The following is a 15,710-nucleotide window of genomic DNA, read 5'->3' as shown; positions in this document are numbered from 1 at the left end:
CGGAAAAACGACCGGGGAAATTATCTTTTCGTGAGGCCCACATTAAAGTTGGGACCGGTGTGTCTCAGCGCCACGAAAAAGGGCGACCCAAGGGCCGCCCTTCTTTAGCCTCTGTGCTTACTGCCGTGCTGGCGGCGTTGCCGCCGATGCGGCAGGTGCCGCCGGAGCCTGGCCATCAGGGGCCGCGCTCTGGTTGAAGTAGCGGAAGAACTGCGAATCGGGGCTCAAAACCATGGTCGTGCTCTTGTCGCTCAACGCGCTCGTATAGGCACGCATGGAGCGGTAGAACTCGAAGAAGCCTGGATCGCGGGCAAAGGCCTCACCGAAAATGCGGTTCCGTTCGGCATCGCCCTCACCTCGGATGATTTCCGAATCGCGCTGCGCTTCAGACACAAGCTCAACCACCTGACGATCCGCGATTGCGCGACGGCGCTGGCCCTGCTCGTTACCACGGGCACGGATCAATTCCGCCTCGGCAAGACGCTCGGCCTTCATGCGCTGATAGGTCTGCTGCGAAACTTCACGCGTCAGATCCGTTCTACGAATACGAACATCGGTGATGTTGAGGCCGAGTGTTTCCGCAGCGCTTTGCAGATCGCTGCGGACTTCCTGCATCATGGCCGAACGCTCGTCCGAGAGAGCGGAGCCGAAGTTGCGAAGACCGTAGACGCGGCGCAGAGCAGCATCGAGACGTGTGCGAAGGCGTGATTCTGCCGAATCGCGATCACCGGAAACCGCTTCACGGAAGCGGCGAGCATCCTGGATGCGATAGACGACGAAAGCATCCACCTCATAGAAGGCGCCACCCCGCACCTGGACACGGATGTTATCCAGATCGAAGCGCAGAGCCCGGTTTTCAATATACTGCACGCGGTCTGCATCCATGAAGGCAAAGGGCAGTTTCAGATAGATGCCTGGCTGCGACTTGACCGACTGGATCTGACCGAAGCGAACTACGATCGCCTGCTGGCGCTCATTGACGACGAACACCGACGAATAGGCGAGGAACAGGATTAGGCCGACCCCGATCAGGACGGCTGGGAGACGGTTCGAATTCACTGGCGGCCTCCCTGGTTGGCGGTGTTGTTCTGACGCAGCACTTCATTCAGCGGCAGGTAAGGCACGACGCCCTGCTTGTCGTCCAGAATGATCTTGTTAGAGTTCTTCAGAACATTCTCCATAGTTTCCAGGAAGATGCGCTCGCGTGTGACGTCTGGCGCAACACGATAGGCCTCATAGATCGATACGAAGCGTTGTGCCTCACCGTTGGCCTCGTTGACGACACGATCCTTATAGGCAGAAGCCTCTTCACGAACCTGAGCCGCCTGACCGCGGGCCTGACCGAGTTTCTGGTTGGCATACTGGTTGGCTTCTTCCACGAAGCGGTCTTCATCCTGCTCGGCACGCTGCACTTCCTCGAAGGCATCGGCCACTTCACGCGGCGGTGCGGCATCTTCGATCGGCACCGCATTGATGGAAATGCCCGCGCCATAGGTATCCATGGTGCCCTGGATGATATCGCGCACCTGCGTGGATATCTCTTCACGATTGTCGCGGAAAACATCCTGTGCCGGACGGCGACCCACAACCTCACGCATGGCGCTCTCGGCAACCTGCTGGAGGGTTGCGGGCGGCGCTTCCAGATTGAACAGATAGGCCCGCGGATCGGTGACGGTGAAGAGCACGGAGAACTGAACATTAACGATGTTCTGGTCGCCGGAAAGCATCAGCCCTTCTGTGGATGCCGCATTGCCGCGCCCACCAATGTTTTGCTGCTGCTCCGTAACCTTGACGATTTCCACGGTTTCCAATGGCCAGAAATGCCAATGCAGGCCCGGACCGGAAATCTCTTCCTTCGGCTTGCCGAAACGCAGTTCCACACCGCGCTCGTCCGGTTGAACCGTGTAAATGGATTGAATGCCGACGAATGCCAGAATGATGAGGATGACAATGGCCAAGGCGCCACCGTTAAACCCACCGGGTACGACATTGCGAAGGCGATCCTGACTGCGGCGGATGATATCCTCGATATCAGGCGGACCTCCGTTGCCACCGCCGCCATTTCCACCACCGCCACGCGGCCGGTTGGGACCCTGACCCCACGGCCCCTGATTATTGCCGCCGCCGCCCCCCCAGGGACCGCCGCCATTCTGATTGCTCCAAGGCATCAAAACCTCTTTGTTCGTGTAACTCCCACCCTCGAGAAGCCGCGGCGAAAATGCGGCAATCGGGTCATGCCCCGTTATAGGTACGCAGACGGCCGCTTTCAACGCACCGTGCGTCACTTCCGAGTGTTTGGTAACGAAATGTTTCAGTTTGCCGCAGGCCGACGACGATAAATCGTGAAGACGGTGTTAAAATTGTCCTTTTCCCCGGCCGGAACCCGGGTCTGCTCCACCCTCTCGAACTGATCCTCGTCGATTGAGGGAAAGAACGTATCGCCGTCGGCAATCTCGGCTTCGACATGCGTGATGTAGAGCACATCCGCGAGCGAAATGGCCTGACGGTAGATCTCGCCGCCTCCGATCACAGCCACCTCTTGCGCTTGCGTTTCAGCGGCAATCTGCTGCGCCCGCTCAAGAGCCGCCTCGAGGGAGGCGGAGGTTTCAACCCCCTCCGGCCCGTATTCCGCATTGCGGGTTACCAACACGTGCGGGCGCCCCGGCAATGGCTTGCCGCCGAAGCTTTCAAACGTCTTGCGACCCAGCACGACAGGCTTCCCCATCGTCAGCGCCTTGAAGCGCTTCAAATCCGTCGATAGACGCCAGGGCATATCGCCGTCGCGGCCAATCACGCCATTGGAGGATACGGCGGCCACAAGGACGACCGGAGCGGAGCGCTTGATTGCCATCTTACACCGCAACCGGTGCTTTGATGTGCGGATCGGCTTCATAGCCAACCAGCTGGAAATCCTCGAAGCGGAACGCGAACAGATCCGTCACGTCGGGATTGATCTCCATGCGTGGCAGGGGCTTGGGCGTCCGCTGCATCTGGATTTCGGCCTGCTCGAAATGATTCGCGTAGATATGCGCGTCGCCGAAGGTGTGGATAAACTCACCCGGCCGATAACCCGTGACCTGCGCGACCATCATCGTCAGCAGCGCGTAGGATGCGATATTGAATGGCACGCCCAGGAAAATATCGGCGGATCGCTGGTAGAGCTGACAGGACAGCCGGTCTCCCGAAACGTAGAACTGGAACAGGCAGTGGCAGGGCGGCAGGGCCATATCGTCCACCTGCGCCGGGTTCCAGGCGGAAACAATGTGGCGCCGCGAATTCGGGTTACGCTTGATACCTTCAACGAGATTGACAATCTGATCGACGCTTCCGCCATCCGGCTTCGGCCATGAGCGCCACTGATAGCCGTAAACGGGGCCGAGATTGCCGTTCTCATCGGCCCATTCGTCCCAGATCGAAACACCGTTTTCCTTGAGGTAGGCAATATTGGTGTCGCCCTTCAGAAACCACAGAAGTTCATGAATGATCGACTTGAGATGAAGCTTCTTCGTCGTCAGAACCGGAAAGCCGTCCTCCAGATCGAAACGCATCTGGTATCCGAACACGGAGCGCGTGCCGGTGCCGGTGCGGTCCCCGCGGTCGGTTCCGGTTTCCATCACGTGCCGCAAAAGGTCGAGATATTGTTTCATCAGTCTGCCTGTCGATTCCGTCGGCGGCATTATAGAACGGCATCAGCCAGACGATAGTGCGCAACCGCGCAATCCCCCCTTTTCATCAGCGTGCGAAACACCTATATCACCCTTGCCGGGGCTTGCTCCGGCTATGGCAATAAACGGTCGATGAAATAAACCTATTGGACCCGGGGGCGGTACCCGGCGCCTCCACCAGAAACAGGCGGGCAGCCTAGAGTGTGGCCTGCTTCTGATGGGGGCGAAATAGGATCGACAAGGGTGTAAAGATCGAACTTTTGCTCGGCATGATACCGCCGTTATCGGGTCACAAGTGTAGTTGCAAACGACAACAACGCTAAGGGTTACGCTCTCGCTGCCTAATGGCGGTGCGGGAAACCCGCTCTAAGTCCTCTTGGTTAGCCCCTTGAGGCGGGGTCCGAAGGCACCTGGCAACAGAAGCCTTCACCTTCTCGCTTCACTGCTTTTTCGCTATCTTGTGTCAGAGTCGCCGCGCCGGGGCTTCCGCCGGAACCGCGTGTGTCATATAACGGTCGACAAATCGCAAGAAAAACATCGAACTGATTGGAAGATAGAAACGATGGGTCAGGATCATATCCGTTACGACATTCTGGCACAGGATGCCCTTCGCGGCGTTATTCGTAAGGTTCTGACCGAGGTGGCCTCCACAGCCCGCCTGCCTGGCGATCACCACTTTTTCATCACCTTTCTCACCGGCGCACCGGGCGTCCGCATCTCGCCCCACCTGAAGTCCAAATATCCGGAGCAGATGACGATTGTCATTCAGCACCAGTTCTGGGACCTCAAGGTTTCCGATACGCATTTCGAGGTCGGCCTCTCCTTCTCCGACACGCCGGAGCGGCTCTACATTCCGTTCAATGCAATTCGTGGCTTCTACGATCCTTCCGTCAATTTCGAGCTGGAATTCGAAGTGCCCCTGGCCGAAGAGGAAGAAGTATCGGCAGAAATCACTGCCTATCCGGTGGATGCCGCTGCCAAGCCGGCTGACGAAGAAGGCAAGGATGAGGAAAAGAAGGAAGGCGCTTCCGGCTCCGTCGTATCCCTCGATTCCTTCCGCAAGAAGCACTGATTGCGCGAGAGGTCGGCATGTGCGCTGATGTGGTGAACCTGCGAATGGCAAGGAAAGCCAAGGCCCGCTCTGAAAAAGAGCGGGAGGCAGAGCAGAATCGCATCAGCTTCGGCCGCACCAAGCAGGAAAAATCTCTGACCACAGCCCTGAACCGCAAGGCCGAGAAAACTCTCGATCAAGGCAAGCTGGAAAAGAGCGACAAACGAGAGGATTGAGCGGCATTGGCCGCTCTTTTCATTTGGCCCAGTTCACCGGCACCGGCTATCGCCCCCTGACCAATGCTTTTCTACGAGGTGCGTCTTGGTGATCCGTAAGCATTCCGCCACATTGCACGGACACCGAACCAGCTTTTCGCTGGAAGATGAATTCTGGGCGGAATTACGCCTGATCGCGGATCGACGTAAGATCAGCCTCGCCTCTCTCATCGCAGAAATTGACGACGCCCGCCCGGCAGACAGCAATCTCTCGTCTGCGCTTCGCCTCTATGTCCTGACAGATCTGAAAGCAGCGTTGAGGAATTGATCAGTTTCCGGTCACGCCCGGAAGTTCCTCCATTCTGAAGTGCTCAACGGTTGGCGGCACACTGAGGCCGGGCGTTGAGACCTCGGGCTTCTGCTGCTCGCGCCGTTGCTCCTCGGCACGCTGTCTGGCGGCCTCTTCCTCAACTCGCCTGGCTTCGGCTTCCGCCTTCTCTTTGGCAAGTCGCCTTTCGTTATCCAGCGACTGATAGAGCGAGACCTCACGACGCAGGCGCTGCTTTTCCAGCACACTCGCCTGTAGTGTTTCAACGCGACGCCGCTCTTGCTCGAAGGCGCGCAAAGAGAGGAAGTTGGTGATTGCACCGAGTTCCAGCTGTTGCTCTGGCTCCGACCAATCCCCGCGGAACCGCAGAGCGACTTCCGCATCACCACCAGCGACGGCATCCTCTCCCGCATCATAGGCCATGAGCAAAGAGGCATCCACGGTCTGCTCCGAAAGGCTGAAGCGCGCATCACCGCTCAATCGCGTTGCACCGGCTTGCGCCGCAATGTTCTGGAAGCGAACCTGTCCCGCACTCATCGTGAACGGCAGTTCAACCGCCCCCACCTGCATTTTGCCAGCGAAAATCCTGTTCTGAACGAGAGGACGGACCTTTGCCTCAGTGACATCGCCATCGATCCGGTCAGCCTGCGCGAGGAGATCCTTCAGCGGGCTCTCCGCCAATCCCGGAAGAACGACATCTTGCAAATGCAATGTGCCGGAACCGTTTGCCGCGACCAGCAGGGCAGCCGGTGTCTTGGCGGTCGCCTCTGTTGCCAGTTCAAAGCCGATCTTGCCGCTCGCCACGGAGTGTCCGGCGCGCTCCCACATCAGGGGCGCGAGATCTGCATCCTGCAAGCTGAGCCGCGTCTGGAGGAGGCCAATGCCTTCGCTGCTGGACATTGCCAGCCGCCCGTTGAGGCTTCCGCCCAGCCACTCTGCCTTTACCTCTTCCAGACTAATGCCGTTGCTTCGATTGCTCAGGCGGGCCGAGAAGCCGCTGAGCGGCGCGACACCAGGCCAGAGCGGCACAGATTTCGCAGAAAGATCAAGGGTTACATCTGCCCGACCAAATGCGGGCTGCGAAAACGGCTGCTCTGAAAAGGCTCCAGTTTGCGGATCATAGAGAGGCCCGTACACCGCCTCCGCAAGCCATTCCTCATCCAACGCACCAAGATCGAGCTTGCCCGTCCATGTTGGCGCATCGATTGTCCGGTCATAGGCCAGCTCCCCGGACACGGCGTTGCCCGCTATGGCACCTTCAATCCGATCAAACTTCACAACATTCGGATCGAGCGAGATCTGTACCCTCGCATCGATTGGCAGGCCGCTGCCGAATTGCGGCATACTGATACCGGCGACAAGAAGAGAGGGTTCGATATCGCTGCTCTTCAGGGCAATATTCAGCAATCCATCGCCGAACTTATCCGCTGCAAGCGAAACCTTGCCGGAAGCCGAGGCAACCGTTGCATCCGTGCGATAATTGAGGCTGATATCTGCCTCGGCCTTGCCATTGCCCTTGGCCGTAACATCGAGCGCGGCGTTCGCATCACCATCGAAGGGAAGCGTCTCAACACCCAACTGATCCAGCAGGCGAACCGACAGGGGGTTCGTGAGCTTGGCAATCAACTGGTATTCGGTCTCCTGCGTCAGATCGAGCAGATTCTGCGCCTGAATGCTGGTCTCAATCCGGGTGCCGTTGGAGACGCCGCTGATCGCAAGGTTAGCTGCATCACCCAGGGTAAGCTCAGCCGTCAGGTTGGTATTGGAGAAAGCTGCCGGATTGCGGGCAAGCCGTTCCAGCACCGGGTGGCGGGGCAACTGCTCCCGCAACATGGTGAGAAACGGTGCTGCCTCCTCTGCGGAGAGGGTGATTGTGCCTTTGCCGCGGTAATTCAGCAGAGAGCCTTCCGCGCTGCCCCGGGCGCTGAGCTGCGCACCCGCAAGATCCGCAACCGCCAGCTTTTCTATGGAGAGGCCGCTGTCACCCAGCTCAAGCTCTGCCTCTACGCCATGGGCCGCAACGCCGAAAGCCGTCAGCCGGTCTGCCTTCAGATGTGCCGTCAAATGATGATCGAGCGCCTGCTGTCCGGCATCCTGCCCGGTGAGAAGCGAGGCCAGCGCGCGGATGGCATCGAGATCGATCTCATCACCGGCAAGATCGAGAGCAAGATCCGGAACAGGCTTGGCATCCGTGGCGGAGCTTCGCTCCAGCCTTCCCTTCAGGGTGGCGCCGCCAACCGCCAGTTCCAGTTGCTCGAACCTCTGGCTCTGGCGGGTCAGTGCCACATCGGCAGAGAAACCGGCCGCCTTGAGCCGACGAATGGCGGGATCCACATTGCCGGTCAGCCAGTCGGAAAAACCGGATGGCTGGTTCGAAGCCAGCAACATCTTGCCCGTGAAAGAGGGCTCGCCGGTAAGAACCAGCTGCCCGCTTGCCTCCACCTGCGTACGTCCCGGCAGGATCGCGACGGCATTTTCAACCGTCCAGCCGCCGTCTTTCGGGCGAAGATCCAGCCGTATATCACGAATTGTCGTGCCTTCGGTCACAATGGCAGGCAGGTGCACCGTGGCTCTGCCAGGCACGCGTGGGACGGGAATACGCGCCGCCATGGCAATCAGGGCATTCACCCTTCGTTGCGCCGAAAAATGGGCATCGCGCGAAGTTTTGCCGCGCGGCACAAGCTCAGCCGCCAGCTTGTCAACATCCACCTGCTGCCCATCCGCTGTCAGGAGAAACTCAGGCTTCTCTCCCGTGTCCAGCGTTGCCTCGCCCGTCACCACATAGGGGTTATCAATCGCTCCAGCCTCGATCCGGTACTCGGGAATGCGAATACAATCATTGGTGAGTTCGAACTTGCCCTTTGTTCGCGGCGCAGCCTGCTTCGTAGTGCCGGCAGCTGGCTGATCAAGGAAGGAGAGGCTGAACTCGCCCTTGTACTCCGGCCGCGCACCACGCACACCAAGGGCACCATCAAGCTGGACTTCGACGGGCTGGATATCCGGGCGCAGGCGAAGCTTCAGTGGCACCTGGCCGGATTGCGAATCCGGCTCGCCGCTGTTCAGCGTAAACTGCGCCTCGTAACCATCAAGCGTAGCATTTCCTTCCGCTCTCCAAGGGCCCGCCAGCGAATGCGCCGAAAGGTCCGCTGTCAGATTGGTCAGCAAGCGATTGCGACCCGAAGCCTCGTCAATGAACTCGATTTGCGCATCGGTGATGTGAACATCTTCCAGCACCACATTACGCGCCGGAATATCCGGGCGGCTGCCGCGCATCCAGTCCAGTCTGCCATCCTTCAGCAGCCGGATACGTGCCTTCGGCTTCTCGATCCGCATATCGAAAACCCGCGCCTCGCCGGAGAGAAAGGGTGCCAGTTCCATATCCATGGAAAATTGCGCCACCTGAACCAGAGGCGAACCATCCGTATCCTGCCCTACCCGGACATCGCGCATGGTGACAGAGGGAAACGGCAGAATGCGAGCTTCCACCGGGCCATGGACGGTGACCTTCTTGCCCAGAATTCGGCTGGCCTGCTGTTCGAAGCCGACGCGGAAATTGGTCCAATCCACGAAAACAGGCGCAAGCAGTGCCGCAAAAAGCGCGACGACAACGAAACCACCAATGACCAGAAAGATTCGTCCGAGCACGTCTACCTCTTAACTTTGGGGTAACTTTTATGATCACCCCTCACCCGGCACAAGTGCTTCCGGCCATTTCCCCGATCAATCTATGCTGCGCAGGATCTTGCCGGGGTTGAAGATGTTTTTGGGATCCAGCGCCTGCTTGATCGAGCGCATGAGCGCGAGCGCCGGACCGGCCTCCTCTTGCAGAAAGCTCATCTTGCCCTGCCCTATGCCATGTTCGCCCGTGCAGGTGCCGCCGAAGGACAAAGCGCGGCGATTGAGGCGCTCCACGAAGGCTTCCACCCGCTCGATATCGGCTGCATCCTTGTCGTTGAACAGCACCAGAACGTGAAAGTTGCCATCACCTGCATGGCCAACGATGGGAGCGAGAAAGTTATTGGCGAGAATATCCTCATGGGTTTCCGCCACACATTCTGCCAGCCTGGAAATGGGAACACAGACATCGGTGGAAAGTGCAGACAACTCGGGTCGCAGGGCGCGAGATGCCCAATAGGCATCGTGCCTCGCCTTCCAAAGCTTTGCCCGCTCCTGCGCGTCTACTGTATAGCGAAAGCCATCGCTGCCGCACTCCTCGGCAATCATGGCAAACTGTTCCGATTGCATGGCCACGGTTTCTTCCGTGCCATGGAACTCGAGAAAGAGCGTCGGCCTTTCCGCATAGGAAAGACCGGAATAGGCATTGCAGGCGCGGATCTGCATTTCATCCAGAAGCTCGATACGGGCAACGGGTATGCCCATCTGGATCGTCATGATCACCGCATCGCAGGCGGCCTTTACCGTGGGGAAGGAGCAAACACCGCCGCTGATCTTTTCAGGTATGCCTTGAAGCCTCAGTGTAATGGAGGTGATAACACCCAGCGTTCCTTCAGACCCGACAAAGAGGCGCGTGAGGTCGTAACCGGCGGAGGATTTTCGCGCCCGCGTTCCGGTCACGACTTCTTCGCCATCCGCAGTCACAACGGTCAACGCAAGGACATTGTCCTTCATCGTGCCATAACGCACGGCATTGGTGCCGGAAGCACGCGTTGCCGTCATGCCGCCAATGGAGGCATTGGCGCCCGGATCGATGGGGAAGAAAAGCCCGGTATCACGCAGATAGACATTCAGCGCTTCGCGCGTCACGCCCGGTTCCACCGTCACATCCAGATCTTCCGGAGAGACACGCAGGACCTTATCCATACGTGAGAAATCGATGGAAATTCCGCCAGAGGGCGCATTGACCTGCCCCTCCAGCGAGGATCCCGTCCCAAAGGGAATGACTGGCACGCCATGCATTGCGCAGGCGCGAACGACCGCCTTCACGTCATCGGCATTTTCCGCAAAGACAACGGCATCCGGCAATTGCGCGGTGAGATAGGTGGTTGTGTGCGCATGCTGTTCGCGAAATGCCTGCCCCGTCTGAAGCTTCTCGCCCAGCGAGGCTCGCAGGCTTTCAATCACCATCGCGATTGCCTGTTCGTTTCGAACGCCCGCACGCACATCTCTCAAAACCATATTTCTTCCCTACCTCCGCACGGCAAGATCAGCACAAATCCTCAAGCCTGTTGGTAGGTGAGAGAGACGAGCTTGTCCATCGGAGCTACCAGACACATCGTCATGTTTCGTTTACCTTCCACCAAGATACAATCCAAAGCTGAATTGCCGTGACTTGCCGAACGCTCTAGCAAACGCGTGCTTTTGAAGGCCGGATGTCTCGTGAGACGAGCAGCGATTTTGCCGTTTGAAAGCATGTTCTCAAACTAGGCGCCTCCTTTACCGAATGAATAAACAGCTTCAAGCTTTAGGAATCCCGATGAACTTTATCAAGCTAGGCTCTACCCTCGGCGTGATCGCAATGATCTCTGGTTGCCAGACGGCACCTGCACCAAACTCACCAGAAGCGCTGAAGAAGGCTGAATATGAACGGCTCGAAACGGCATCCGCCGTCGCCAATTGCAAACTCATCGTGCAGCTCGACAAGAAGCGTACAGCGCAAAACAAGGAGACATCGCCCTATACACGCTGCCACAGCATACTTGCCAATAATAGCATCAAAGGCGGCGGCATACATCCGGCCAACTTCGTGCCCGACCTTGCTATCAATGGCATTCCTATTCCGCTTGGCGGCATGATGAAACTGGCCGTCGCTCTTGATCAGAGGGACCGGGAGAACAAAGCTGGCAATGCCAACCTGCCTGCCTGGGCAGATAAGAACGAAGGCACCCGCCTGACTTATCAGGTTCTGCTCTTCCAGAAATTTACGCCGGAAGAGATAGAACCCTTGAAGTCCAGCGCGGACTTCTCTGATGCCGCCCGTAAGAACCAGGAAGCCTTCGATTTCAAGAAGGCCAACCCGAATGTTGTTTCAAGCGCAAGCTGATCACTGAAGGCTGAGGAGCCTCACTCCGCCGCCAGCAGGGGTTTCGTCTCCTGATTGGCGGCGGGTTTGGTCGCAGTCACCAACTCCTCGTGCAGCTTTTGCTCCTCGTGGGCATGAGGCTTGGCAAAGCGTGCCAGCAGCAGGTAAGCAAGCGGCGTGATGAACAGCGTCACCAGCGTTGCAAGCCCCAGGCCGCCGACGATAACCCAGCCCAGCGCAATACGAGCCTCGGCACCGGCCCCTTGTGCCAGCACCAGCGGTATACCGCCAAGGATTGTGGCAATCATGGTCATCATGACAGGGCGCAGGCGCAGCTTGCATGCTTTCTCTATGGCCTCGCGCACCGCGTAACCCTGATCTCGCAACTGATTGGCAAACTCCACGATCAGAATACCGTTCTTCGCCATGACCCCGACCAGCAGAACCAGACCGATCTGGCTGTAGACGTTGAGCGACGAGCCAGTCAGCACCAGCGCGAATACGGCACAGGCAAGACCTAGCGGCACCGTGGTCATGATGATGATCGAAGAGAGAACGCTTTCGAACTGGGCTGCCAGCACGAGGAAAATGATGGCGATGGCAAAACCGAAGGTAATGGCCATGCCGCTCGAATTTTCGCCCAATGTCTTGGCTTCCGCCAATGGCATCAACCTTGAGCCCGGTGGCAGCAGAGGCTGTGCCAGTTCTTGCACTTGCCTCAAAGCCTCACCCAGCGCCACCCCATCACCCAAGGCTGCAGAAATCGAAACAGACGCCAGTTGCTGCTCACGGTTCAGGCGCGGCGCAACGGCTCCTTCCTTCAGTGTGGCCACCGTCGACATCGGCACGATCTTGCCATCGCCTGTTCGCAGGAAGATGTTTTCGAGATCAGTCGGGTCATCGATAGGCTGCGTTGAGGACGAGAGTTTAACCGGCAGCGCTTCGCCATCCACAAACACGTCTACGATGGAACGTCCTTCCAAAAGCGCCTGCATGGCGGTGGAAAGGCCGGTAATATCAATACCTAGATCGGATGCGCGTTCGCGGTTGATGGAAACGGATAGCTGCGCTTGCGTCGGCTCATTATCCAGGCGCGGGGTTTGGAAGCTCGGGCTCTTTTCCATGGCCTGAACCAGCTTGATAGCAGCATCGGTGAGCTTTGTATGCTCGTTACCAACGAGCGCGAATTGAAGACCGTTGCCCGCACCGCGAATACGCAGACTGTTGGATTGGATAGCAAAGCCGCGAACCGCGGGCACTTTGGCGGCTGCGGCATTGATATCGGCAACTATTTCGTTCTGCGTCCGTGTTCTCTCATCCCAGGGCGCAAGCGTCATGACCATGAAGCCGTTATTGGTGGAATTGCCCATGCCGGAAATGGAGAAGATGTTGCGGATCTCACCCGAATCCACCAACGGCTGAAGGTTCTCCTCCACCCGGCGAAGCTGGTCTTGCGTGTATTCGAGGCTTACTCCTTGGGATGTGTTGAGCCGCATGGAAACGAGCGAGCGATCCTCCATGGGCGTCAGCTCACTTTTCACAAGGCCAAAGGCGACATAGGCTGCAGCGCCGAAAAACAGCGCAATTGCAATGACGATAACCGGCGCATTCAACGAGAAGCGCAACATCCGCTCATAAGCGCCGGCAAACAGATTGCCGAAGTTCTGCAACATGCCTTGGGGCTCACTCATCGGCTTTGTCAGCATGCGCGAAGCCAGCATGGGACAGAGCGTGAGGGCCGTAATGGAAGACAGCGCCACAGCAAAGGCCAGAACAAAGCCAAACTCACGGAACAGGCCGCCCAACTGCCCCGGCAAAAACGACAGTGGGATGAAAACTGCTGCAAGCGTGGCCGTGGTGGCCAGCACGGCAAAGAAAACCTCCTGCGTGCCGAGGATTGCCGCAGCACGTGGCCCCATGCCCTCCGTTCGACGGCGCACGATGTTTTCCAACACCACGATGGCATCATCCACCACGAGGCCCGTGGCCAAAACGATAGCCAGAAGGGTAAGAATATTGATGGAGAAGCCGACGAGATAAATCGCCGTCAACGTGCCGATCAGCGCCACCGGCATGGTGAGTGCTGGAATAAGGGTTGCCCGCCAATCGCGCAGGAAGAGATAAAGAACCACCACCACAATGAGCGCCGAAAGCCCCAGCGCCAGTTCCACCTCATGCAAGGCACCGCGTATGAAAACGGCATCATCAGAAGTGATAACGATGCGAGTACCTTCCGGTAGCGCCTTCTGAAGGTCTGCCACAGCAGCGGCAACGCCGCTGGAGATATTCAGCGTGTTGGATTGTGCCTGACGGATAATGCCAAGGCCAACGCCCTGCACGCCATTGGAGCGCAGCGTGGTGGTGCCGTCATCGGCACCGAGATTGACATTTGCAACATCGCGAAGACGGATATTGTCCTTGATCAGGACATTCTCGAAATCCTGCGGTGTTTCCAGATTGGCCGTTGCCCGCACCACGATATCCTGTGTGCGGCTGGTCAGAGAACCGGCCGGCACATCGAACGCGGCACTGGCGAGTGCGTTTGAAACATCGGCCACCGTCAGGCCACGGCTGGCAAGTGCTGCCTGATTGAGATCGACCCGAAAGATCTTCTCCTGATCGCCATACATTTCCACGTCGGCAACGCCATCCACGGCGGCCAGACGGTCAACAATCTCATTGTCCACCAGCAGCGTCAGATCTTCCATCGAGAGATTGGAGGATGTCACAGCCAGACGCATGATCGGCTGCGAGTCCGAATCCGCCTTCACGATGCGCGGCTCGTCCGCATTATCCGGCAACTGGTTGGCCACGCGGCCGATTGCATCGCGCACATCGTTGGCCGCGACCGCCAGATCAGCTGTATCGCTGAATTCCATGGTCACACGGCTGGCACCGAATTGCGATTCGGAAGAGAGCGATTTGAGGCCGCTGACGCGCGCGACGGCACCTTCGATGACCTGAGTAAGTTCCTGATCAACCGTTTGTGGCGATGCACCCTGATAATCAGTGCGGACGGTGATGACCGGCTGGTCGACATCCGGCAGCTCGCGCACTTCAACGCCCACGAATGCTGCAAGACCCGCAACAACAATCAACGTGTTGATGACCGCCGCCAGAATGGGGCGACGAACAAACAGTGCGGTGAAGGTGGATTTGGCGCTCTGCGCTTGCGTCTCGTGGTTTTCGGTCTCGCTCATCGGGTTTCAGCCTCCGCTACGCGCTCCGGCTCACCTTGTATGCGCACAGCCTGCCCTTCGCGAACGCGCTGCAAGCCTTCGGTCACAATCTTGTCTCCGGTTTGAAGCTCTGCCTGAACGAGAACCGCATCCGGGTTACGCTGGATCACGCTCACGCGCACCTTCTCCGGCTTGTTCTCCCGGATTCGCCAGACATAGGCGCCTTCCGCATCCCACTGGACCGCAAGCGGGTCGACCGCCGGATAGCTATCGCCTGCAAAGCGCATGGAGACCTGGAAAGACATGCCCGCCCGAAGAAGATCCGTCGGGTTGTCGATCCGGGCGCGAATGCGGAATGTGCGGCTTGCTGCATCCACCCGGTTATCAATAGAATCCACCTTGCCCTTGAAGACCTGTCCTGGACGGCTCATCGAGGTTGCCTCAACTTCCGCACCTGGCTCAACAAGGGTGGCAAACCGTTCCGGGGCATAGAAATCGACCAAAATTTCCGAACGATCATCCAGCGTCACAACGCTCGTCTGGGTCGTGACATTGTCACCGACATTCACCGCAACGATACCAGCAATGCCATCAATAGGTGCCACAATATTGCGGCGCTTGAGGTTGAGTTCCGCCGTGCTCACGGCAAGCTTCGCAGATTCCTCGGCAATTTGCGCATCCAGCACGTCCAGACGCGCGACGCTTTGCAGGTTCTTGTAGGAGCTGGATTTTTCAACGGCGCTGCGCAATGCGACCTGCGCCTTATCGCGCTCGATCAGCTGTTCATCGTCATCGAGCCTGGCCAGCACATCCCCCTTCTTCACCTTCTGCCCGGATTTGACAAGGATCTCGTTTACCGTTCCTGTTGCCTGCGGCATGACGACAACGGACTGAATTGCCTCGCCGCTGCCGATAGCGCTCAGCCGATCATTGACAGTGCCATTCTCAACCGGACGAACGGAAACCAGCGTCGCACGCTGCCCACCCTGTCCGCCGGAACGCTGGCTGGAGGCTACAGCCCCTGCACCCTCGGTTTTTGTTCCTTCATCAAGCTGCGGCTGAATGAGAGAGACAGCCGCTTGCGGCGCACCCATGCTGACCAGAGTGCGTGCTGCATCGGGGCTAAGGGAGACCCACAAGCATAAACCTATGAACAGCACGACGAAACTGAGGAGCAATTGCTTCCAGATGCGCATTCAGACACTCCGATTGAGGGATATTGCAAGTTCGCCAGTATCCTTATTTACGCATTGTCAGACAACGACAGATTGCTAACCTTGCGAATTTGTAAC

12 protein-coding genes and 1 other RNA gene are annotated in these 15,710 nt (G+C 58.1%); 5 read left to right on the top strand and 8 right to left on the bottom strand.

Annotated elements, in window-relative coordinates:
- Positions 1-117: 117 nt before the first annotated feature.
- The 4 genes from hflC to ACFSE1_RS00290 form a co-directional block, all read right to left on the bottom strand.
- Positions 118-1,059 (bottom strand): protease modulator HflC, encoded by a 942-nt coding sequence (gene hflC / locus ACFSE1_RS00305; RefSeq protein ID WP_377394864.1) that lies wholly within the window; start codon positions 1,057-1,059, stop codon positions 118-120.
- Positions 1,056-2,168: an FtsH protease activity modulator HflK gene (gene hflK, locus ACFSE1_RS00300; protein WP_377394861.1), complete on the bottom strand. Its 1,113-nt coding sequence runs from the start codon at positions 2,166-2,168 to the stop codon at positions 1,056-1,058. Before hflK ends, hflC begins: the two co-directional genes overlap by 4 nt.
- A gap of 143 nt (positions 2,169-2,311) precedes the next feature.
- Positions 2,312-2,851 (bottom strand): dihydrofolate reductase, encoded by a 540-nt coding sequence (locus ACFSE1_RS00295; protein ID WP_377394858.1) that lies wholly within the window; start codon positions 2,849-2,851, stop codon positions 2,312-2,314.
- Between the two features lies 1 nt (position 2,852).
- Complete coding sequence (locus tag ACFSE1_RS00290) at positions 2,853-3,647, bottom strand: thymidylate synthase (protein WP_377394855.1); 795 nt, start codon at positions 3,645-3,647, stop codon at positions 2,853-2,855.
- Positions 3,648-3,722: 75 nt separating this feature from the next.
- Between ACFSE1_RS00290 and ssrA the strand changes: the two genes are divergently transcribed.
- From ssrA to ACFSE1_RS00270, 4 genes are all read left to right on the top strand, one after another.
- Positions 3,723-4,096: a transfer-messenger RNA gene (ssrA, locus tag ACFSE1_RS00285) on the top strand.
- A gap of 131 nt (positions 4,097-4,227) precedes the next feature.
- Positions 4,228-4,737 carry an SspB family protein gene (locus tag ACFSE1_RS00280; protein WP_377394852.1) on the top strand — a complete coding sequence of 170 codons (510 nt, stop codon included), beginning with the start codon at positions 4,228-4,230 and terminating at the stop codon, positions 4,735-4,737.
- 17 nt (positions 4,738-4,754) lie between these two features.
- Positions 4,755-4,952, top strand: coding sequence for a DUF4169 family protein (locus ACFSE1_RS00275; RefSeq protein ID WP_377394849.1), 198 nt, complete (start codon positions 4,755-4,757; stop codon positions 4,950-4,952).
- A gap of 88 nt (positions 4,953-5,040) precedes the next feature.
- Positions 5,041-5,259, top strand: coding sequence for a ribbon-helix-helix domain-containing protein (locus tag ACFSE1_RS00270; protein ID WP_377394846.1), 219 nt, complete (start codon positions 5,041-5,043; stop codon positions 5,257-5,259).
- Here the strand turns inward: ACFSE1_RS00270 and ACFSE1_RS00265 are convergent, their stop codons facing one another.
- Positions 5,260-8,904: an AsmA family protein gene (locus ACFSE1_RS00265; RefSeq protein ID WP_377394843.1), complete on the bottom strand. Its 3,645-nt coding sequence runs from the start codon at positions 8,902-8,904 to the stop codon at positions 5,260-5,262.
- A gap of 75 nt (positions 8,905-8,979) precedes the next feature.
- A complete protein-coding gene (locus ACFSE1_RS00260; protein WP_377394840.1) occupies positions 8,980-10,395 on the bottom strand; it encodes an FAD-binding oxidoreductase in 1,416 nt (471 codons plus the stop codon).
- Positions 10,396-10,660: 265 nt separating this feature from the next.
- Here ACFSE1_RS00260 and ACFSE1_RS00255 point away from each other — a divergent pair, with 265 nt between their 5' ends.
- Positions 10,661-11,260 (top strand): hypothetical protein, encoded by a 600-nt coding sequence (locus ACFSE1_RS00255; RefSeq protein ID WP_377394837.1) that lies wholly within the window; start codon positions 10,661-10,663, stop codon positions 11,258-11,260.
- Between the two features lie 20 nt (positions 11,261-11,280).
- On the opposite strand, the gene ACFSE1_RS00250 is transcribed toward ACFSE1_RS00255, so the two are convergent.
- Positions 11,281-14,439 carry an efflux RND transporter permease subunit gene (locus tag ACFSE1_RS00250; RefSeq protein WP_377394834.1) on the bottom strand — a complete coding sequence of 1,053 codons (3,159 nt, stop codon included), beginning with the start codon at positions 14,437-14,439 and terminating at the stop codon, positions 11,281-11,283.
- Positions 14,436-15,614, bottom strand: coding sequence for an efflux RND transporter periplasmic adaptor subunit (locus ACFSE1_RS00245; RefSeq protein WP_377394831.1), 1,179 nt, complete (start codon positions 15,612-15,614; stop codon positions 14,436-14,438). Before ACFSE1_RS00245 ends, ACFSE1_RS00250 begins: the two co-directional genes overlap by 4 nt.
- Positions 15,615-15,710: the final 96 nt, after the last annotated feature.

It is taken from the genome of Affinirhizobium helianthi (genome assembly GCF_042680945.1).
In the GTDB taxonomy this organism is placed as follows: domain Bacteria; phylum Pseudomonadota; class Alphaproteobacteria; order Rhizobiales; family Rhizobiaceae; genus Neorhizobium; species Neorhizobium helianthi.
Note: the sequence above shows the minus strand (reverse complement) of the source record. Positions and strands in the feature narration are given on the sequence as shown.

Bases quoted from the DNA above. Each gene is read 5' to 3' on its own strand.
- ACFSE1_RS00275 (WP_377394849.1), top strand. From the start codon at position 4,755: ATGTGCGCTGATGTGGTGAACCTGCGAATGGCAAGGAAAGCCAAGGCC.
- ACFSE1_RS00290 (WP_377394855.1), bottom strand. From the start codon at position 3,647: ATGAAACAATATCTCGACCTTTTGCGGCACGTGATGGAAACCGGAACC.
- ACFSE1_RS00260 (WP_377394840.1), bottom strand. From the start codon at position 10,395: ATGGTTTTGAGAGATGTGCGTGCGGGCGTTCGAAACGAACAGGCAATC.
- hflK (WP_377394861.1), bottom strand. From the start codon at position 2,168: ATGCCTTGGAGCAATCAGAATGGCGGCGGTCCCTGGGGGGGCGGCGGC.
- ACFSE1_RS00245 (WP_377394831.1), bottom strand. From the start codon at position 15,614: ATGCGCATCTGGAAGCAATTGCTCCTCAGTTTCGTCGTGCTGTTCATA.
- ACFSE1_RS00250 (WP_377394834.1), bottom strand. From the start codon at position 14,439: ATGAGCGAGACCGAAAACCACGAGACGCAAGCGCAGAGCGCCAAATCC.
- ACFSE1_RS00255 (WP_377394837.1), top strand. From the start codon at position 10,661: ATGAATAAACAGCTTCAAGCTTTAGGAATCCCGATGAACTTTATCAAG.
- ACFSE1_RS00295 (WP_377394858.1), bottom strand. From the start codon at position 2,851: ATGGCAATCAAGCGCTCCGCTCCGGTCGTCCTTGTGGCCGCCGTATCC.
- ACFSE1_RS00280 (WP_377394852.1), top strand. From the start codon at position 4,228: ATGGGTCAGGATCATATCCGTTACGACATTCTGGCACAGGATGCCCTT.